This window comes from Aeromonas sp. FDAARGOS 1415, assembly GCF_019048365.1.
Lineage (GTDB): Bacteria > Pseudomonadota > Gammaproteobacteria > Enterobacterales > Aeromonadaceae > Aeromonas > Aeromonas taiwanensis.
The window spans coordinates 3,682,334-3,701,069 of the sequence record NZ_CP077363.1; the positions used below are offsets into that span (position 1 = coordinate 3,682,334).

An 18,736-nucleotide genomic window follows, 5' to 3' on the forward strand; every position below is an offset into this window, starting at 1 on the left:
TTTATCAGGCGTCTGGCTCGCTCATGCCCAGGGGGCTGGCGAGCAGGGTCAGCGACAGCCTGACACCAAATCCGGTCACCTCGCTGCCGACCACCCCGTTGCCCCCCTTGTTGCGAAAACCGCTCAGATCCAGGTGCAGCCAGGGCGTGGCGGCAGGCACGAAGCGGCTGAGGAAGCGGGCGGCATCGATGTGATCCGGCGAGCTCCCCGGCGCGCACTGTAACAGATCGGCCCACTCGCTATCGAGGTTGTCGTCGTAATCCTCGTCCAGCGGGAAGGGCCAGACCCGCTCGCCGCTCTGCTGACCCAGGCTGATCAGGTTGCCCAGCCATTCGGGGCGATTGGTGAAGGCACCGCTGTAGCGGCTGCCGAGCGCCCGCTTGCAGGCCCCGGTCAGGGTGGCGTAGTCGATCAGCAGATCCGGCTTTTCCTGCGCCGCCAGAGTCAGGGCATCCGCCAGCACCATGCGCCCCTCGGCGTCGGTGTCCACCACTTCGATGGTGGTGCCATTGAGGGCGGTCACCACCTCCCCGGGCCGGTAGGCCAGCGGGCCTATGTGGTTCTCGGCGATGGCGAGCCAGCAGTCTACCTCATAGGGCAATCTGGCCCGGCTGATGGCATGGAGGGTGCCGAGCGCCACCGCGCTGCCCCCCATGTCCAGGTGCATGCCATACATGCTGCCGCCGACTTTCAGGTTATAGCCACCGGAGTCGTGGCAGATCCCCTTGCCCACCAGCGCGACGCGGCGCACCGGATTGGCTGGACAGTAGCTGAGTCTGACGATGGCGGCCTGGCCATCCGCCGAGCCTCTGGCCACCGCCAGGAAGGCGCCGGCCCCCTGCTCGGCAAGGGTGGCCTCGTCGAACTCCTGCCACTGCCAACCCTGCTCCTGTGCCAGCTGTCGCACAAAGGCCCGGTAACCTTGGGCATTGAGCTCGGAGGCAGGCAGCACAGCCAGGTGACGGGCCAGGCCATTGCCCTCGGCCTCAGCCGTCAGGCGGGTCAGATCCAGATCCCAGGGCGGGGAGATCTGCAGGCTCTGGTAGCCGGCGCCCTCCTCCTCCCCCCGCTTCTGGGTCGGTAGCCGCACATCGGCCGCCAGCAGGGCGGCGATCACCAGCTCTCCCAGGCGCGCCCTGCTGGCGTCATCGAAACCTTCCAGGTGCAGCGCCAGCTCCGTCGTCTTGAGCCCCGAAAGGGAAGCCACCCAGGTGCGCACCTGCTTGTAGAGACGGTGATCCCGCACGGGCGCCGGATCGGCGAAGATCACCAGCTGCACCCCCCGGCCGTCTGCCAGCCGGTAGGGCCCCTTCTGACCCAGGGCTATCTGGGCCGCCACCCCGGCGAAGGGGGCCTGTGCCAGCAGGGCATCCCGCGCGGTCTCGGCGATGAGCAGGATCTTGACGGGAGCAGGGCTCGCCATCACCTCGTCGAGAGTACGGGTCTGCAGGGTTATCTTGGGGGGGGAATAGCTGAAAGGTTGCATCACGGGCAGCGGCCTCATCCATGAACAGAAACCAGGATGATACCGAACAAATGGCGCAAGAGATCGCAAAAACACACATTAATGTGTGCATTCAAGGCTGAGGAGTGCTGAACAAGGGGTAAAACGAGTGAAAAGAGAGGAGAAAATGGTTGCGGGGGCCGGATTTGAACCGACGACCTTCGGGTTATGAGCCCGACGAGCTACCGAGCTGCTCCACCCCGCGTCCGAATTGTACTGCCACCACAAGAGACAGAGCAGTTGTCCCTTGTTGTCTTCGTCCCCACCGCACGGCATTGCCTGCCATGGACACAAATAAGTTGGTTGCGGGGGCCGGATTTGAACCGACGACCTTCGGGTTATGAGCCCGACGAGCTACCGAGCTGCTCCACCCCGCGTCCGAATTGTACTGCCACCACAAGAGACAGAGCAGTTGCCCCTTGCTGTCTTCGTCTCCACCGCCAGGCGTTTGCCTTGCCATGGACACAAATAAGTTGGTTGCGGGGGCCGGATTTGAACCGACGACCTTCGGGTTATGAGCCCGACGAGCTACCGAGCTGCTCCACCCCGCGTCCGAATTGTACTGCCACCACAAGAGACAGAGCAGTTGTCCCTTGTTGTCTTCGTCCCCACCGCACGGCATTGCCTGCCATGGACACAAATAAGTTGGTTGCGGGGGCCGGATTTGAACCGACGACCTTCGGGTTATGAGCCCGACGAGCTACCGAGCTGCTCCACCCCGCGTCCGAATTGTACTGCCACCACAAGAGACAGAGCAGTTGCCCCTTGCTGTCTTCGTCTCCACCGCCAGGCGTTTGCCTTGCCATGGACACAAATAAGTTGGTTGCGGGGGCCGGATTTGAACCGACGACCTTCGGGTTATGAGCCCGACGAGCTACCGAGCTGCTCCACCCCGCGTCCGAATTGTACTGCCACCACAAGAGACAGAGCAGTTGCCCCTTGCTGTCTTCGTCTCCACCGCCAGGCGTTTGCCTTGCCATGGACACAAATAAGTTGGTTGCGGGGGCCGGATTTGAACCGACGACCTTCGGGTTATGAGCCCGACGAGCTACCGAGCTGCTCCACCCCGCGTCCGAATTGTATTGCCACCACAAAAAGCAGAGCAGTTGCCTTTTGCTGTCTTCGTCTCCACCGCAGGCGCTAGCGCTTGCCATGGACACAAATAGTTGGTTGCGGGGGCCGGATTTGAACCGACGACCTTCGGGTTATGAGCCCGACGAGCTACCGAGCTGCTCCACCCCGCGTCCGAGGTCGCCCATAATAGGCGCCAACGCTGAGATTGCAAGTAAATATCCTAAAAAAAGTTTATTCGAAGATTAAACCGTCACATGCTGTTTTCTTTTGCAACAAATCGCAGTTTTATCAGGCAACTAGCCACTTCCCCCCTCTCCTGCAGCCCCCTTCCCCTGCTAAAGACGGGCCCCCAATCCGCCCTCACTCCCCCCGCCGACCATAAAAAAGCCCGCATCATGAGGTGCGGGCTCTGCGCGGGTTCTGCTATCCGTGGGCTCAGGCCAGCTGGTGCAGCACGCTGGTCGCCGCTATCTGGGCGATGATGAGGCCGCACAGGGTCACGGAGAGCACCACGGGGGCCGTCTCCTGCTGACGGTAGAGGGGGCTGAACCAGAGCAGCAGGGCGGCGACCAGCAGACCGGCCTGGGTCAGCACCCCCGGGATCAGCGCATCCAGCCCAGCACCGCTCCCCTGCCAGGCCACCAGCACCGCCAGCCAGATAAGACTCAGGATGGCGGCCACCAGGCCAGCCAGGGGCAGCAGCAGGTTGAAGGCCTGCAGACGATGGCGGGCGCGCAGCAGCATCAGGTGGGCAAAGGCCGCCCCCAGCAACACCATCTGCAGCAGGCCACCGAGCCAGCCCTGGATCTGCAGCAGACCGACCCCATAGAGGGCGAGCGGCAGGGCGGGCAGCCACAGCAGGCGGGCGGAAATGGCGCGCTTGCCCTCGAGGCGGGACTGGGCCATCGACAGCGCGATGCCCAGCACCAGGGCCGCGCCCCCGCTCCAGATCACCCACCCCGTCACCTTGGCCTCCACCGCCAGCATCAGGGAAAGCCCGGTGATGACCCAGACGGAGAAGATCTGGGTGGTGATCCGCGAGCGCTGACCCGGGCAGAGGTCGCCGCGCCACAGGACGATCCCGAGGGCGATCAGGGCACCCAGGGCCATCAGCCCGGTCAGGGGGAAGAGCCAAAAAGGAAGTTGGACGAACATAGGGTCTCCGGGAACTGTCTGGATCCGGGCGCAGGTGGCGCCCGTCACGTGTTAAGAGGCAGGGAGTATATCCAAACTCCCCCCGGTTCCCAACGCCGTGGGCTCAGCTTTGCCCGCGGGCCAGTGCGACCACCCGGGCGAACATCTGACGCAGCACCGGCGGGATGTGCTCACCACCGAGGCGCTCCGCCTCCTCCACCACCGCCAGAGCCATGCCGGGCTTGCTGCGATGGTGGATGGCCTTGGCGATGATGCGCCCGGCGTTCAGGGTGGAGCGCCCGCCCACCCCGGCCTCGCGCCGGAACACCCCCTCGAACCCGTTCTGGTAGAGGTAGTGCTCTATGTCCGCCGCCGGCAGCTGAGTCAGCCGGTCCCGCTCGCGCTCCCCCTTGAGCAGGGAGCGGGCGGAGCTTGCATACTTGGCCCCCGCCTCGTCACCGTCAGTGAGCAGGTGCCACTCTATTCCGAAGTCCCGGGCCACCTTGATGAGGGGGGCCTGGCCGCACTGGGCGAACTCGATGATGCGCACCCCTTCGGCCCGCAGGCTGTAGCCGCAGATCTGGGCGAGCTCGGAGAGCAGCCAGATCTCCGTCTCCCCTTCCACCAGCAGCCAGCAACGGGCGAACATCGACATGGGTCGGTTGATCCGCACGTGGAAGGCAATTTTGCGCAGATCGTCGCTGCTGTAGCGCTCCCCCCCCAGCTGGTGGCAGAGGATATCCTGCTGGCGGCGCACCAGACGGCGCACCTGGTTGAGGGGCAAGGAGGAGAGCAGGTCCCCCGAGTTGGTGGTGAGCAGCTTCTGGCCGGGCAGCTGTTCGAGCAGCCCCCAGGCCAGGGCCAGCATGGTGGGGTGCAGGCGGCTCTCGGGGTCTTCCAGCATCAGTATGGGTCTGGCCCCCTCCTCCAGCTCCCGGTTGCCCCGGGCGTGGAGCAGCATGGCGGCCATGCCCGCCATGGCCAGTTGCAGCGCCCGGTTGTCTGCGTTGCGCAGCAGCACCTGCAGGTTGCCGGGATTGCGCAGTGTCATGGGGCGATTGACGATCTCCCGCTGACTGCGGGGCTTGTGCTTGATGGGTGCCAGGGCGCTGAAGTAGTGCTCCATCAACTGCTGCACCGCCTGCAGCGCCTCCTTGAGCTCGGGCTCCCCGATGCGCTGGGGCTCGTCGGTGAGCTTGCCGGCCAGCTCCCCCAGCCGCTGCTCGCAGAGATCTCCCCAGGGCAGCCGCTCGACCCCCTCGCGGGCGGTACGGGCGTCCCGCAACCGGAATACCGGGTTCATGGTGATGAGCAGGCGCACCAGCTCGTCGTTGTTGTCCAGGGCCAAGCTCTTGCCGATACCGTCGAGAAAATCGTGGGTGGTAAGCACGCTGCCATCGTCCTGCAGCTCGGCGCTGGCGCGATAGTGCACCCGGTGGAACTTGTCCTTGTGGGGGATCCAGGCTGCCCCGAGCCGCGCCAGACGGCGGGAGTGCTGGCACATCTGGGGACGGTATTCACTGAAGGTGAGCACCAGTTGCAGAGTGCGCGCCGGGGCCAGCTCGGGATCCTCGGGCTGATGGAAGTCATCGTGACCGAATTGATAGGGCTCGGCATCCCCCAGCAGACACCAGAGGGCCCGCAGCAGGCTGGACTTGCCCCAGGCGTTTTCGCCGATGAGCACAGTGGTGTTGTCCAGCCCGAGAGAGAGGCGATTTATTCCGCGAAAACCTTTGACTTCGATGCGTTCCAGAAACATGCGGCCATATCCAGTCCATCCTGATGGCGCAATAGTGGCAAAGTTGCCGGAAAAATCCTACCGGGACGGGGCGTTTTCAGCGGGAACTGTGAGGAACGAGAGGTTCGGGGGGCGTGGGCAGGCTGGCGCGATCCTGGGGGGCATTCCAGTGGCTGAACCAGAGGTGACGGGTACGGATCTGACGTTTGCGATGATTCAATGGGCTTTCCTTTCAATGGACGAGAGACAGAGGGTACACCTCTTTTGCCCAGAGTCTCAGGGTTATCTGTGACAGGAGAATGACAGCTGGGCGCGCCATTGACCCGGGCTCAGGCCGAAGGCCTCCCGGAAGCGATTGCCGAAGTGGGCCTGGGAGGAGAAGCCGCACTGCACGGCGATGCTGGCCAAGGGGTCGCTCCCCGCCAGCAGCTGCTTGGCCCGTTTGAGCCGCAGCCCCAGCAGGTAGCGATGAGGCGGGCAGCCCAGGCTCTGGCCAAACATCCGGGCGAAGTGATATTCGCTGAGGCCCGCCTCCCGGGCGAGATCCCCCAGGGAGACCGGATCGGCCAGATGCGCCACCAGATACTCCTGCACCCGCCGCACCACGGCGGGCGCGAGCCCCCCTCTCACCTCCGGCAGGCCGGGGGCTTCCCGGGTATGGTGGCGGTAGGCGTGCAGCATCAGCATCCAGGCGCCGTGGGAGAGCGCCATGCGATCCACGCCGTGCTGCCAGTCGAGCTGCATCAGTTGCCCCTGCACCAGGGCTGCCGCCAGGGGATCGTCGATGAAGGTCTTGTCTTCCAGCTGCAGGTGACGCCCCTCCTTGTCGCACACCTGCTCGGCGATGCCGATGAGGTGCACCGGGGTGAAATAGAGGTGGAAGAAGCGAAACTCCTCGCGCACCAGCCACTCGGATCTGTGGTGATCCGGCATGATGCACACCTTGCCGGCACCGCCGTGGCCCCCGGGACCGTCGAGGCGTTCGGTCTGCTCGCCCCCCTGCAGATAGACGCTGATGGTGTGGTGGCCCGGCTTGTGATAGCGGGTCTGATCGTAGCGGTTGCGCCAGCTGGCCACCCCGAGCCCGGGCTCCAGCCAGCAGGAATCCTCCAGCCGGGCCCCGGTGCTGACCAGGGCGTCAAATACCCCCGCCAGCCTTGTTTGCTGCATGAGCGGCTGCGTGAGCTGTGGCATTGTCTGCTGCATGGAATGCTGCCCTCTGTCCTCCCGGGCCTGCGCCCGTCTCGTCTGTCGCCATCTTATCGCGCCTCATGGTCAAAGGCTGCGCCTCCTTGGAAAAAACCGCAAGATGGTGCAAGCCAGCGGCCGTCCGGCGGCCCATGCTGATCCCACGTCACTCTTTCTGCTTGTTGGTCACCCCATGAACCTGATGCTCTATGTCTCCACCGTCCTTATCTGGGGCAGCACCTGGATTGCCATCGCCTGGCAACTCGGCCCCATCCCCATCGAGGTCTCGGTGCTCTACCGCTTCGCCCTGGCGGCGCTGGCCCTGTTTGCCCTGCTCACGGTGAGCGGCAAGTTCCCGCGCCTGCCCTGGGCCGGCCAACGCTACGCCGCCCTGCTCGGTGCCCTGCTCTTCTCCACCAATTTTCTCTGCTTCTACCACGCCACCCTCTATATCCCGAGTGGCATGTCGGCGGTGATCTTCGCCAGCGCCAGCATCTTCAACGGCCTCAACCTCTGGCTGTTCGAGGGCAAGCGCCCCGGCTTACGCTGGCTGCAAGGCTCCCTGCTGGGGCTCCTCGGCACCCTGCTGCTGTTCTGGCCCGTGCTCGTGGATGCGCAACTCGGTGCAAACGGCTGGAAGGGGCTGCTGTTTGCCTGCGCCGGCACCCTCTGCTTCTCGCTGGGCAACCTGGTCTCGGCCCGGGGCCAGCGCCAGGGCTATCACGTGCTGCAGATGGTGCCCTGGGGCATGGTCTACGGCGTGGCGCTGCTGCTGGGCTGGGTCACGGTACTCGGTCAGTCCCTGACGCTGCCCACCGATCCTCGCTACCTCGCGGCCATGGTCTATCTGGCCATCTTCGGCTCCGTCATCGCCTTCACCGCCTACCTCACCCTGGTGGGGCGCATCGGCCCCAGCAAGGCGGCCTACGCCACCGTGCTCTTCCCCCTGGTGGCGCTGACCCTCTCCACCTTCTATGAAGGCTTCGTCTGGCAGACGGTCTCCATCGTCGGCGTGGTGGTGAGCCTCATCGGCAACCTGGTGATCTTCGCCCCGCCCGTCAAGGCGTGGCGCTGGCCGCTGGCACGGGCTACAAACGGTACTTGCCCCTGATGCCACCAGCCCCTAAGGTAACCGCTTTCAACAGACGAGGACGGGAGAGAGCATGTTACTGGAAGGGCTGGAAACACTCTGCCTGCTGGCGAGCGAGGGCACCATGGCCAAGGTCGCAAGCCGCCTCTATATCAGCCAGTCGGCGGTCAGCAAGCGCATTGCCCAGCTGGAGCAGCGCCTCGGCAAGAAGCTCGTCGAGCCGGATGGGCGCCACACCCGCCTCACTCCCCAGGCCAGGGAGCTGCTCACCCGGGTAGCCCCGAGCCTGGCCGAGATGAAGGGGGTGCTGACGGACAGCCAGATCCTCACCGACCAGACTCCCCTGCCCGTCGCCTGCTCCGAGACCCTGCTGGCGGGCTACCTCGCCCGCTTCATGCACGACTACCTGCAGCAGGATCCCCATATCGCCCTCTCCACCCACCACACGCCGGTGATCCTGGCCCGGGTGCGCGGCGGTGACGCCCTGCTCGGCATCTGCGCCGGGCGCCTGCCGCCGGGGCACGGCCTGTGCACCGAACGACTGCTGGAGGAGCCCTTCTATCTGGTGGGCGATGATCAGGGGGAAGTGAGAACCGGGGACCAGGAGGGGGAGCGCAGGATACTGACCATGGATCTGGAGAACCCCTCCAACCGCTACCTGCGCGAGCCGCTGGCGGCCCTCGGCCTGACGCCGGCCATGGAGCTCGACTCCTACCTGGCGCTAATCGAGCTGGCCAAGGCGGGCATTGGCCCCGTGCTGCTGCCCGCAGGCCTGCTGGCCCTGGTGGGCGAGCAAGGGACACGGGCCCGCCCCCTGCCGGGGCTGGGGCGCCCGCTCCACCTGGTCTATCGGCCAAACAGCCTCAAGCGCGATCGCATTGCCCGCCTGGTCCAGGCCCTGCAGGCCCATTTCCGGCAGCTGACGGCTCAGGGCTGAAAACAAGAGGGCCCGATCCAGCGGATCGGGCCCTCGTCATTTCGGGTGTCAGGTTCAGCCCAGCCAGGCAAAGAGCTCGGGATACTGGCTCCACACCAGCTTGGCAGACATCAGGAGGGAGACGGTCACCAGCAGCGGCTTGATGAGCTTCACCCCCTTCTTGAGCACCAGCTTGGAACCCATGCGCGCCCCGATGAACTGCCCCATCGCCATGCACAGGCCCACACTCCACACCACCTTGCCCCCCAGGGTGAAGAACAGCAGGGAGGCGATGTTGGAGGTGAAGTTGAGCAGCTTGGTGTGAGCGGTAGCCCGCGCCATGCCAAAGCCCGCCAGGGCCACGAAGCCGATGGCAAAAAACGACCCTGTGCCCGGCCCGAAGAAGCCGTCATAAAAGCCCACACCCCCGCCCACCAGCAGGGCGAACGCCATGGGCGTGAGGCGGCGCTGGCTCTCCGCATCGCTCACCCGGGGGGAGAAGTAGAAGTAGCAGGCGAAGGCCATCAGCAGGAAGGGGAGCAACCGCTCCAGGATGGCGGCATCTATGGTCTGTACCGCCAGGGTGCCGATGGCCGCGCCGATGAAGGTGCAGATGACCGCAGGCCAGATGATGGCCCACTCCAGCAGCCCCTTGCGGGCATAGAACCAGGTGGCGGAGAAGGAGCCGAAGCTGCTCTGCAGCTTGTTGGTGCCGAGCACCAGGGCCGGCGGCATGCCGGTCGCGAGCAGGGCCGGCACGGTCAGGAGACCGCCGCCCCCGGCGATGGCGTCGATAAAGCCGGCGATGAGGGCCACCCCGAACAGGGCGACCAGGGTGAACAGTTCCAGTTCCATCCATAGACCTCGTGTGATGGGCCGCCCGCAACCACGCCGGGGCCCTGTATGAGCACAATGCAGGACGCTATCCTAGCGACCGCGGGCTCATGAGGCCAACGAAACAGTGGCAGCCAATCGATTCCTTATTTTCATCAATCAAGTACAAGAGACTGCCTGCTCCTTGATGGCCTCCAGCCCTTGCAGCAGCGGTGTCTCATCCTCGCCGGGGGCACGGCTGACCCGGCCCGCCATGTAGCGGCTGCTGAAGAGGGTTAATCCAGCGCCGCAGCCGGCCTCTTGATGGCCTCCAGCCCCTGCAGCAGCGGTGTCTCATCCTCGCCGGGGGCCCGGCTGACCCGGCCCGCCATGTAGCGGCTGCTGAAAAGATTGAACCAGAGCTGCAACGCCTGACCGGCCTGCAGCTCCCCCGCCACCTCCAGCACGCAGGCCGCCACCTCGGCGGTGCACAGGTGCTCGTCGCTGTGGGCGACCCGCATGCCGTAGGTGGAGAGCGCATCGGGCTTGATGGCGAGCACCGGGAAGCCGTCAAGGTAGGGGCTCTTGTTGAACATCTTGCGCGCCTCGGGCCAGGTGCCGTCCAGCAGGATGAAGAGCGGCTTCTTGCCCGGAACCGGTGTCACCACCGAGGTCAGACGGGTCGGCTCCTTTTCGCAGGCGGGGAAGACCACGTAGGGCTGCCAGGCGGGATCCGCCAGCAGCGCCAGCAGCTCGGGATGAGGCTCGGTACGCGACCAGAGAAACGCCCAGGTGGTGTCCGGCAGCACGTCGGCGATGAGGCGCCCGGTGTTGGAGGGCTTCATGGGCTCGCTGTCATACATCATCAGGCAGAAACCGGCCTTCGCCTTGAGGGCGGGGCGCCAGTCGCAGGCACACCAGTCGTGGCGCAGCTGGCAGGCGTCGCAGCGCGGCACGCTGCCGCCACGGGCAAGGAAGGGGCGGGTCGAGACGCTCTTGCGCCACAGGCGCAGGCGATTGACGGCGTGATCGGGAATGGGCTTCATGGAACGCGGCTCTGGCGGCGCCTGTGGCGAAATAAAAGGGGGCAGATTGTAACGGCGGTCGCAGCCTGCGGCAAGGCTTGCCGAGGGGCACACGGCTCCCCTTCCCTCACCCGGCACCTGCCGCGGCATCCCCATGAAAAAGGGGCCTTGAGGCCCCTTCTGACAATGCGCTGCAACCGGATCTGGCCCCGGCGTCAGACTGCCTTGCGCAGGATCCGCTCCAGGTAGTCGGCAAAGTTGTGGCCGTGATGCTCCAGCAGCTTCGGGAACATGGAGATGGAGGTCATGCCCGGGAAGGTATTGATCTCGTTGAGCAGGATCTCCCCCTCTTCGGTCAGGAAGAAGTCGATGCGCGACAGATGGGTCAGCTTGAGCTGACGGAACGCCTTCAAGGCATACTCGTGGATGGCATCGGCCTGGGCCTGGGTCAGCCCCTCGGCCTTGAGCGCGGTCTCGGTGTGGCTGGCGCTGCTGTACTTCTCTTCATAGGTGTAGAACTTGTCCTGGGGCACGCAGATCTCCCCGGGATAGGTGGCCACCAGCTCGTCACCGTACTGGTAGACCGCCACTTCCAGCTCGCGGGGCTTGACCGCTTTCTCGATCAGCACCTGCTCGGAGTAGCCGAAGGCATCCTTGATCCCCTGCACCAGATCGGCCTCGTTGCTGGCGGAGTAGCAGCCCACAGAGGAGCCCTGGGAAGCCGCCTTGATGAATACCTTGCCCCACTTGGCCAGGGCCGCCTTCGCCTCGTTCACCGCCTCCTCGTTCTGCTCGGTCAGGAACAGATAGGGGGTGTTGGGAATGCCGATGGCGGAGAGCCACAGCTTGGTGCTGATCTTGTTGAAGCAGATCTTGCTCGCCTCGGCGTCGCAGCCGAGGTAGGGCAGGCCCGCCAGCTCGAGGAAAGATTGCAGATCCCCTGTCTCACCCGGGTAGCCGTGGATGCAGGGCACCACGTAGTCCACCGGACGGGCCACGCTGTCGAAGGAGAGCAGCTTGTCCAGCCCCAGCTTGCACTCGCGACCATCGGCGGAGAGCCAGCGATCGGCGAACATCTCGACCCGGGTCACTTCCACACCGGGCAGGAGCCCCAGCTGTTTTTCGAGGAAATTGGCGCTGCGCAGAGACACTTCGTGCTCGGAGCCACCGCCGCCGCACAGCAGCAAGACATGCATGTTCTTCATTAGATGTGATCCCTTGGGAGAAGCGGCTTCGTCATCACCCTGTAAAAAACCAACCGAAGAGCCTGTTCACCCTCCCCCTGCGAGCGCAGAGGGAGGTGCGAGCATGTTCCCATCACAGGACGAAGCCGGAAACGAACATAAGTGCGGGCAGTGTAGCAAGGGAGGGGAAGCCTTGTCAGCCGATGGGTCCGCCCTTCCCCCCTCCTGACCCGTAAAAGTGTCCGCCTGTGTCAGATACTGGACGAAATGCGCTCAGCGGGGCGGATCGACCCGCCCGGCGCCATTGCCGTTGACCCTAAACCAGCCGGCGATGCTGTAACGCTCCTCGCTCGCAGGCAGCACCTCGTGGGGAAACTCCTCCGACAGGAACAATACCAGCCGCCCCCCCTTGGGAGAGACGTCCATCAAGAACTGCTCGTCGTCGCCATAGACCCGCAATAGTCCCCCCGCTTCTGGTTGCCAGTCGTTGTTGAGATAGAACACCGAGGTGAGGCGACGGTTGGATCGCCCGGCGAAGGCGTCGCGGTGGGTGGCATAGAAGTCGCCGCGCCGGTAGCGGGCGAAGTGCGCCTCGTAGTCGAACAGCCCCAGCATCAGGCTGCGGTTCGCCGCCAGGCGCAGGGACTCCATGCGCGCCAGGTAATCCGCCACCGGCGCGCCGAGGGAGGCGTCCAGCCAGTGGATCTGATCCCGGCGAATGTCGCGGTTGTCCTGGTGCAGGGTCTCGCGGCCGATCCCCGCCGGTCGCCACTCGTCCGGCAGACAGGCCTTGAGGGCATCCACCTCGGCGGCGGTTAAAAAATCGTCCACTATCACCCATCCCCGGGTGTAAATGGCATCCATGACGGCTTGATAGTCCAAGATAGGCTCGCAGCGAGGGAAGAGAGTGCGCTTTTTAGCGACTTCGGCTCACCGGCACAAACCGGATTGCTTCTCCTGAGAAGTCCCGCCATCAATACGACCCGCCGCCCGCCGCCCCTTTCTTCCCCTTGCTCCCCGGCTCCGGGCCCGCTAACGTGCTGGGAGAGCCCCACGGGGCACCTTGTCGTCCATCTCAGGAGAGTGCCATGCCCTTGCCCCTTATCCCCCTGCAGCGCCTCGACGGCACGACCTGCTCCACCGGCGATCTGCAGGGCCGAGTTGTGCTGGTGGTCAACGTGGCCAGCCGCTGCGGGTTCACCCCCCAATACACCGGGCTTGAGGCCCTCTATCGCCAGTTCGGCCAGCAAGGGTTCGAGATCCTGGGCTTTCCCTGCGATCAGTTCGGCCACCAGGAGCCGGGGGATGCCGAGGAGATCGCCCGCTTCTGCGCCATCGACTATCCTGTCAGCTTCCCCCTGATGGCCAAGTGCGAGGTCAACGGTGCCCAGGCCCACCCCTTCTATCGCTGGCTCAAGCAGCAAAAGCCCGGCCTGCTCGGCAGCGAGGCCATCAAGTGGAACTTCACCAAGTTTCTCATCGACCGGGAGGGTCGGGTGGCGGACCGCTTCGCCCCCCAGACCAAGCCGGAGGATCTGGTGCAGGCCATAGAGGCGCTGCTCTGACCCCTTGCCGGGGGCTGTCCGAGGGCGTGAACCGCCTCTCCAACCCCCACCCTCCCCATGACGACGCACACCCTGCCGTGCCCATCTGTGACGCCGCTACTGCGCGTGCGCCTCGCTTCTGCTATATTACGCGCCCACTGTCTCTTGTGTGGTCGCCCCGCCGGACGGGCCCAGCCCTTCCCCTGCGACCCACCTTAATTTTCATGCCGTGACGGGCCAAGGCCGTCGTCACCCGTTGAGCCCAAGGCTCGGAGTGTCCCTCGAAGATGTCATTCAATGAACTGGGTCTGTCCCCGCACATCCTGCGGGCCGTCAAGGAGCTGGGTTATGAAGAGCCCACCCCCATCCAGCAGCAAGCCATTCCCGCCATCCTGGCCGGGCAGGACGTGCTGGGCGGCGCCCAGACAGGCACAGGCAAGACGGCCGGTTTCACCCTGCCCATGCTCCATCGTCTGCTGGCCAACCACGGCCGTGGCGGCCGCCGCCAGGTGCGCGCCCTGGTGCTGACCCCGACCCGGGAGCTGGCCGCCCAGGTGGGCGAGAGCATCATCAAGTACGCCCACCACCTGCCGTTTCGCACCCTGATCGCCTATGGCGGCGTCAGCATCAAGCCGAACCTGGACGCCATCAAGCTCGGGGTCGACATCCTGGTCGCCACCCCGGGCCGCCTGCTGGATCTGCTGACCCAGGGGGCTCTGACCCTGAGCGCCCTGGAGCTGCTGGTGCTGGATGAAGCGGATCGCATGCTCGACATGGGCTTCATCACCGATATCCGCCGCATCATGAAGGCGCTGCCGGACGAGCGTCAGACCCTGCTCTTCTCCGCCACCTTCTCCAATGACATCAAGGCGCTGGCGGACGATCTGCTCAAGGATCCCACCCTCATCGAGGTGGATCCCAGCAACACCGCCGCCGAGCAGGTGACCCAGCGCATCATCCAGGTCGATCGGGAACGCCGCCGGGAGATGCTCTCCCACATGATCGGCCGTGGCAACTGGCAGCGGGTGCTGGTGTTCGTGCGCACCAAGCAGATTGCCGACAGGCTCGCCCAGCAGATGCAAAAAGACGGTCTGGACACCGTCGCCATCCACGGCGACAAGAGCCAGGGGGCCCGCAACCGGGCGCTGGCCGATTTCCGTGAAGGCAAGGTGCGGGTGCTGGTTGCCACCGACATCGCCGCCCGGGGCTTGGATATCGATCAGCTGCCCCACGTGATCAACTTCGAGCTGCCCCAGATGGCGGAGGATTACATCCACCGCATCGGCCGTACCGGCCGCGCCGGGCGCGGCGGTGAGGCCATCTCCCTGGTGAGCCAGGACGAGCTCGGTCAGCTCAAGGCCATCGAGGCACTGATCGGCCAATCCCTCTCCGTCGAGATCATGGAAGGGTACGAGCCGAGCGGCAAGCCGAGCCGCCAGACCCTGCCCGGCAGCAAGCCGGTGCAAAACCCGCCCCGCGCCCGTGGCGCCGCCAATGCCAAGGGTGGCAAGGGCAAGCCCGCCGCCGGCAAAGGCAAGGGGGATGGCGCCAAGAAGCCGGCCCAGCCTCCTCAAAACAAGTCCCGCAAGCGGGAAGTGGTGGGCGAGGACATCGGTTTTGCCCCCATGCGCCGCCTGCCCAAGGCCCAGCGGGGCGACTATCAGGACAACTCCAACGAGGAGTGAGCCAGCGCACCGACGCCATCATGAAAAAACCGCCCTCGGGCGGTTTTTTACTGGATCTGGGCATCCCTTGTCGGCGTCTCTGTTCCTCTCATCCGGTGTTCACTCAATGGGCTACTCGCCCGAAACCGGCCCGGCGGCCATGGCATCGACCTGTTTGATGACAAACCCTCTCTCGATACCGGCCTTGAAGCCCAGCTTTTCATACAGACGGTGAGCCCCTTCGCGCCCCTCCCCCGACAGCAGCATCACCTTGTAGCAATCCAGCTCCCAGGCCAGGGTCAGCGCCTGCTCAAGCACCCTCTGGCTCAGGCCCTGGCGCCGAAAGCGCGCTGCCGTGACCACGTGCTCGATGATGCCGAACGGCCTGCCACCGTTGGTCAGGGTCGCAATCACGCCAAGCTGGCAGGTGGCGGCCAGCTGGCCATCCACCTCCGCCACCAGGATCCGCAGGTGTGGTTGCGCCAGCACCGCCGTCAGGGCTGAGCGGGCGGGTTCCGGTGCCAGCGGTGGATCCCGGGGACGCAATTCACGATAGAGGGCCAGCAGACCGGCCACATCCTGAGGGGTACAGACCCTGATCACCGTCATCGTCCTTCTCCTTGACACTGGGGCTACGTCATCTCACGCCTCGCGGGGAGCGAACATGATGATGGCCATGCCCGTCAGGGCAACACCCGATCCCACCCAGTCCCACAACGTGGGTCTGATGCCATCCACCAGCCAGAGCCAGAGGATGGCCACGAAGATATAGACGCCGCCATAGGCGGCATAGACGCGACCGGCGGCGGTCGGGTGCAGGGAGAGCAACCAGGCGAACAGGGCCAGGCTGACACCCGCCGGTAACAGCAGCCAGGCGCTGCGTCCCTGGGTGAGCCAGAGATAGGGCAGATAGCACCCCAGGATCTCGGCCAGCGCCGTCACCAGAAACAACCCCATGGTTTTCAACTCGAGCATCGACTACCCCGTTTCCCGGTAAAAACGGCAATGGTAAGCCAAATCGCCGGACCAGGTAAGAGAGGCGCTCGCCTTGCGGGCTCAGCAACACCGGGGGCTAGCCCCCGGATTCACGACAGACGCGCCTCAGCGGGTCTTGACCGCCTGGAGCAGGGCCGAGACGTCGGCGCCGAAGCGACGGGTGCGGATGGCCTCGCGAATATCCGCCTCGCCGTAGCGACTGCCCGGATAGACCACCACGCAGGCGGTGTCACCGGGCGCGAGGAAGTGGGTCTCGCCGAAGGGGGTGTAGCGGGTGGCGCCTATGCTGATGAGGGCATGGGCCGGGCGTCCCGCCTGGGCCAGCAGCCCCTGGATGTGCTCGGCCGGTCCCTCGTCCTGCTGATGGTTGAACTTGTCGATGGCCCAGCTCAGCAACTGGTCGTGGAAGTAGCTGTAATCCACCGCCGCGCTGTCGACCCCGTAGGGGTGCAGCTCGCCATCGCGCTCCAGATAGCAGGCGATGCGGTAGTCATCGAGCTCGCAACCCGCCCCGAAGTGGGAGAGCGGCAGCAGCTGCTCCGCCAGTCCCTTGCTCTCTGCGCCCCAGTTCTTCTTCTCGCTGATCTTCTTCGCGTTGGGGCGGCGGATGGAGCAGTCGTTGTAGGCGCCGAACGCCAGGGGGCGGATGGCTACCACCTGCTCCCCCGCGTACTCCAGCTCGCACCAGAGCGCCACTTCCGGCTCGATCTGCACCTTCTCGTCCCCGCTCACCGCCGCCTCGGGCAGGAAGATGGCCTCGCCGCTCAGGGGAAAGACCCCGAGCTGGCCAGGATGGGACGGCACGTAGAAGGGGAACAGCGCCTTGGGGGCCACCTTGTCGGCAACCTGGACGGCGACGAAGTCCGCCGCCTCCCCCGCCTGCTCCAGGTGACCGGCGAAGTTGCCCGCCCCCCCCAATCCGATAAAGGGGGTCAATGTGGTGATCTGCATCTGTGGCTCCACTGGCGCGGCCCGGGCCGCCGCCTCGTTGTCATTGTTCAGGGGCGGAAAATACCGCCAAAGAGGGACCTCATTAGAGCACAGCCCCCGGCTCGCGCCCAGACAGCCGGCGGCAAGCTGTGCGCCAGGACGGATTTTCCCTCGCCAGATGGTCATAAAACACGCTGTCGACCCCAAGCTGTGATCCCGGTGCTTGGGCGGGACCTGTGCTTTTGCTAGTCTGCTCCATTCCGTTGCCGTTTGAGTTCCGACACATGGCCGTGACTACACATTTTCAGGGGCGTTTCGAGGTGGAGTTCAAATACCGCCTGGAGAACAGCGCAGCCTTTTCCCGCGCCCTCGCGGCCCTCGACCCCGAGGTGATGGTGGAAGGGGACCAGGAGCAGGACTGCTACTTCGACACGGCGGATGGCGCCCTCGCCCGGGAGGGCAAGAGCCTGGTGATCCGCACCATGCAGACTGCCGGCATCCGGCTCTGGATCGTGAAGGGGCCCGGCCCCGATCGCTGCGAGGCGGTCAATATCTCCGATGCCGACAAGGCCGCCAGCATGGTGCACACCCTGGGCTACCAGCCGGTGCTGACCATCCACAAGCGGCGCAGCATCTATTTCGTCGGCCCTTTTCACATCACCCTGGATCACCTGGCGGGCGTCGGGGATTTTGCCGAGCTCGCCATCATGACCGACGACGAGGCCGCCCTGCCTGCCTATCGCGAGCAGTTGCTGGCGCTGGCCACAACACTGGGGCTCGACCCCGGCCAGCGGGAGAGCCGCTCCTACCGCACCCTGTGTGAGCCGCGGACCTGATTTTGACAAGAGGAATCTGCCCATGATCGACAAACTCGCCTGGCTGACCTTCAAGGAGGGGCAACTGCTGTGCGCCCGCTCTCACGGCAAGACCCTTTACTACATTCCCGGCGGCAAACGCGAGCCGGGAGAGAGCGACGAGGCCGCCCTGGTGCGCGAAATCGAGGAGGAGCTGGCGGTGAGGCTCCACTCCGAGACCCTGCGCCTGGCCTGTGAATTCAGCGCCCAGGCGGACGGCAAGCCGCAAGGGGTGATGGTGAATCTGCGCTGCTACACCGGCGAGGCCGACGGCACCCCCATCGCCTCGGCGGAGATCGCCGAGCTGCGCTGGCTGGACAGCCGCCACCAGGATCAGATCTCCCCCGTCTCCCGACTGCTGTTCCAGTGGTTGGCGGAGCAGGGGCTGATCCGCTAGGGCGCGGCCTTCTCGGGACAGGCACCGACCATCCCCTTTAATTGGCAACGAGAGAGAAGATGAGGAGAGTCAATGGAAATCATTGAGGTCGAGAGCACCAGAGGCATCAAGCCTGCGCTGATCACCCTGCTGCAAGATTGCGTGGCCAGCGGTGCATCTGTGGGCTTCCTGCCCCCCCTGCAGGAGGAGCAGGGGCTGGCGTACTGGCAAGGCATCGAGGGGGAGCTGGCCGAGGGGGTGCGCAAGCTCTGGGTGGCATTCGATCACCACCATCTGATCGGCGCCCTGCAGCTCTCCCTGTGCACCAAGGCCAACGGCGGGCACAGGGCCGAAGTGGAAAAGCTGATGGTCCACAGCCAGGCCCGTGGCAAGGGGGTGGGTCGCGCCCTCATGAACGCCATGGAGCAGGGAGCCCGCGATGCCAAACGCACGCTGCTGGTGCTGGATACCCGGGTCGGCGACGTGGCTTCCACCCTCTACCGCCAGCTCGGCTATCAGGAGGCCGGCCAGATCCCCGACTTCGCCCGCAACGCGGACGGTTCGCTGGCGGCCACCCAGTTCTTCTACAAGCAGCTCTGAGCCGGGCGCCATGATGGCGCCTCCGTCGCCGGCAAGTCCATCTCAGGGCAGTGTTGTCGGCGGTGAGACTGATGGCCGGGATGCCATCTTTTCAATTGAACGTATT

At 65.2% G+C, this 18,736-nt stretch carries 19 protein-coding genes and 7 tRNA genes; 7 read left to right on the top strand and 19 right to left on the bottom strand.

Annotated features, from left to right (window positions below; all coding sequences use genetic code 11):
- Nucleotides 1–4: 4 nt before the first annotated feature.
- The 12 genes from I6L45_RS17190 to I6L45_RS17240 form a co-directional block, all read right to left on the bottom strand.
- Entirely contained in the window at nucleotides 5–1,489 is a 1,485-nt protein-coding gene (locus tag I6L45_RS17190; RefSeq protein ID WP_216982733.1) for a leucyl aminopeptidase family protein, read from the bottom strand.
- Between the two features lie 143 nt (nucleotides 1,490–1,632).
- A tRNA-Met gene (locus tag I6L45_RS17195) sits at nucleotides 1,633–1,709 on the bottom strand.
- Nucleotides 1,710–1,804: 95 nt separating this feature from the next.
- Nucleotides 1,805–1,881 (bottom strand) — tRNA-Met (locus I6L45_RS17200).
- 97 nt (nucleotides 1,882–1,978) lie between these two features.
- Nucleotides 1,979–2,055, bottom strand: a tRNA-Met gene (locus I6L45_RS17205).
- Nucleotides 2,056–2,150: 95 nt separating this feature from the next.
- Nucleotides 2,151–2,227 (bottom strand) — tRNA-Met (locus I6L45_RS17210).
- A gap of 97 nt (nucleotides 2,228–2,324) precedes the next feature.
- A tRNA-Met gene (locus I6L45_RS17215) sits at nucleotides 2,325–2,401 on the bottom strand.
- A gap of 97 nt (nucleotides 2,402–2,498) precedes the next feature.
- Nucleotides 2,499–2,575: transfer RNA gene (locus tag I6L45_RS17220), tRNA-Met, on the bottom strand.
- 96 nt (nucleotides 2,576–2,671) lie between these two features.
- Nucleotides 2,672–2,748, bottom strand: a tRNA-Met gene (locus tag I6L45_RS17225).
- Nucleotides 2,749–3,013: 265 nt separating this feature from the next.
- Complete coding sequence (locus I6L45_RS17230; protein WP_216982734.1) at nucleotides 3,014–3,733, bottom strand: hypothetical protein; 720 nt, start codon at nucleotides 3,731–3,733, stop codon at nucleotides 3,014–3,016.
- A gap of 103 nt (nucleotides 3,734–3,836) precedes the next feature.
- Nucleotides 3,837–5,471 carry an ATP-dependent endonuclease gene (locus I6L45_RS17235; RefSeq protein ID WP_134696256.1) on the bottom strand — a complete coding sequence of 545 codons (1,635 nt, stop codon included), beginning with the start codon at nucleotides 5,469–5,471 and terminating at the stop codon, nucleotides 3,837–3,839.
- 76 nt (nucleotides 5,472–5,547) lie between these two features.
- Complete coding sequence (locus tag I6L45_RS20145; protein ID WP_268749066.1) at nucleotides 5,548–5,670, bottom strand: hypothetical protein; 123 nt, start codon at nucleotides 5,668–5,670, stop codon at nucleotides 5,548–5,550.
- A gap of 62 nt (nucleotides 5,671–5,732) precedes the next feature.
- On the bottom strand, nucleotides 5,733–6,620 hold the full coding sequence (locus tag I6L45_RS17240) for a helix-turn-helix domain-containing protein (protein WP_216982735.1): 888 nt from the start codon (nucleotides 6,618–6,620) through the stop codon (nucleotides 5,733–5,735).
- A 211-nt stretch (nucleotides 6,621–6,831) separates the two neighbouring features.
- Between I6L45_RS17240 and I6L45_RS17245 the strand changes: the two genes are divergently transcribed.
- Together I6L45_RS17245 and I6L45_RS17250 are read left to right on the top strand one after the other, a co-directional pair.
- On the top strand, nucleotides 6,832–7,749 hold the full coding sequence (locus I6L45_RS17245) for a DMT family transporter (RefSeq protein ID WP_134696258.1): 918 nt from the start codon (nucleotides 6,832–6,834) through the stop codon (nucleotides 7,747–7,749).
- 52 nt (nucleotides 7,750–7,801) lie between these two features.
- On the top strand, nucleotides 7,802–8,665 hold the full coding sequence (locus I6L45_RS17250; RefSeq protein ID WP_216982736.1) for a LysR family transcriptional regulator: 864 nt from the start codon (nucleotides 7,802–7,804) through the stop codon (nucleotides 8,663–8,665).
- Nucleotides 8,666–8,719: 54 nt separating this feature from the next.
- On the opposite strand, the gene I6L45_RS17255 is transcribed toward I6L45_RS17250, so the two are convergent.
- The 4 genes from I6L45_RS17255 to I6L45_RS17270 all read right to left on the bottom strand — a co-directional run bounded on the left by I6L45_RS17255 (nucleotide 8,720) and on the right by I6L45_RS17270 (nucleotide 12,548).
- Nucleotides 8,720–9,499 (bottom strand): TSUP family transporter, encoded by a 780-nt coding sequence (locus I6L45_RS17255; protein ID WP_043760237.1) that lies wholly within the window; start codon nucleotides 9,497–9,499, stop codon nucleotides 8,720–8,722.
- Between the two features lie 254 nt (nucleotides 9,500–9,753).
- Nucleotides 9,754–10,503, bottom strand: coding sequence for a tRNA-uridine aminocarboxypropyltransferase (locus tag I6L45_RS17260; protein WP_216982737.1), 750 nt, complete (start codon nucleotides 10,501–10,503; stop codon nucleotides 9,754–9,756).
- Between the two features lie 194 nt (nucleotides 10,504–10,697).
- On the bottom strand, nucleotides 10,698–11,687 hold the full coding sequence (locus I6L45_RS17265) for a D-alanine--D-alanine ligase (protein ID WP_216982738.1): 990 nt from the start codon (nucleotides 11,685–11,687) through the stop codon (nucleotides 10,698–10,700).
- 252 nt (nucleotides 11,688–11,939) lie between these two features.
- On the bottom strand, nucleotides 11,940–12,548 hold the full coding sequence (locus I6L45_RS17270; RefSeq protein ID WP_216982739.1) for a 2OG-Fe(II) oxygenase: 609 nt from the start codon (nucleotides 12,546–12,548) through the stop codon (nucleotides 11,940–11,942).
- 206 nt (nucleotides 12,549–12,754) lie between these two features.
- Between I6L45_RS17270 and I6L45_RS17275 the strand changes: the two genes are divergently transcribed.
- Together I6L45_RS17275 and I6L45_RS17280 are read left to right on the top strand one after the other, a co-directional pair.
- Nucleotides 12,755–13,231, top strand: a complete 477-nt coding sequence (locus I6L45_RS17275; RefSeq protein WP_216982740.1) for a glutathione peroxidase — start codon at nucleotides 12,755–12,757, stop codon at nucleotides 13,229–13,231.
- Between the two features lie 266 nt (nucleotides 13,232–13,497).
- Nucleotides 13,498–14,895, top strand: a complete 1,398-nt coding sequence (locus I6L45_RS17280) for a DEAD/DEAH box helicase (RefSeq protein WP_216982741.1) — start codon at nucleotides 13,498–13,500, stop codon at nucleotides 14,893–14,895.
- Nucleotides 14,896–15,006: 111 nt separating this feature from the next.
- On the opposite strand, the gene I6L45_RS17285 is transcribed toward I6L45_RS17280, so the two are convergent.
- From I6L45_RS17285 to I6L45_RS17295, 3 genes are all read right to left on the bottom strand, one after another.
- The gene (locus I6L45_RS17285) at nucleotides 15,007–15,483 is read right to left on the bottom strand and encodes a GNAT family N-acetyltransferase (protein WP_216982742.1); all 477 of its coding nucleotides are present in this window, start codon (nucleotides 15,481–15,483) and stop codon (nucleotides 15,007–15,009) included.
- Between the two features lie 33 nt (nucleotides 15,484–15,516).
- Nucleotides 15,517–15,849, bottom strand: coding sequence for a YnfA family protein (locus I6L45_RS17290; protein WP_043760223.1), 333 nt, complete (start codon nucleotides 15,847–15,849; stop codon nucleotides 15,517–15,519).
- Nucleotides 15,850–15,975: 126 nt separating this feature from the next.
- Entirely contained in the window at nucleotides 15,976–16,821 is an 846-nt protein-coding gene (locus I6L45_RS17295; RefSeq protein ID WP_216982743.1) for a DUF5718 family protein, read from the bottom strand.
- Between the two features lie 269 nt (nucleotides 16,822–17,090).
- On the opposite strand from I6L45_RS17295, the gene I6L45_RS17300 reads away from it, so the two are divergent.
- The 3 genes from I6L45_RS17300 to I6L45_RS17310 all read left to right on the top strand — a co-directional run bounded on the left by I6L45_RS17300 (nucleotide 17,091) and on the right by I6L45_RS17310 (nucleotide 18,630).
- A complete protein-coding gene (locus I6L45_RS17300; protein ID WP_254204342.1) occupies nucleotides 17,091–17,636 on the top strand; it encodes a class IV adenylate cyclase in 546 nt (181 codons plus the stop codon).
- A 22-nt stretch (nucleotides 17,637–17,658) separates the two neighbouring features.
- Nucleotides 17,659–18,051 (top strand): NUDIX domain-containing protein, encoded by a 393-nt coding sequence (locus I6L45_RS17305; RefSeq protein WP_216982745.1) that lies wholly within the window; start codon nucleotides 17,659–17,661, stop codon nucleotides 18,049–18,051.
- A gap of 72 nt (nucleotides 18,052–18,123) precedes the next feature.
- On the top strand, nucleotides 18,124–18,630 hold the full coding sequence (locus tag I6L45_RS17310; protein ID WP_043760215.1) for a GNAT family N-acetyltransferase: 507 nt from the start codon (nucleotides 18,124–18,126) through the stop codon (nucleotides 18,628–18,630).
- Nucleotides 18,631–18,736 lie beyond the last annotated feature (106 nt).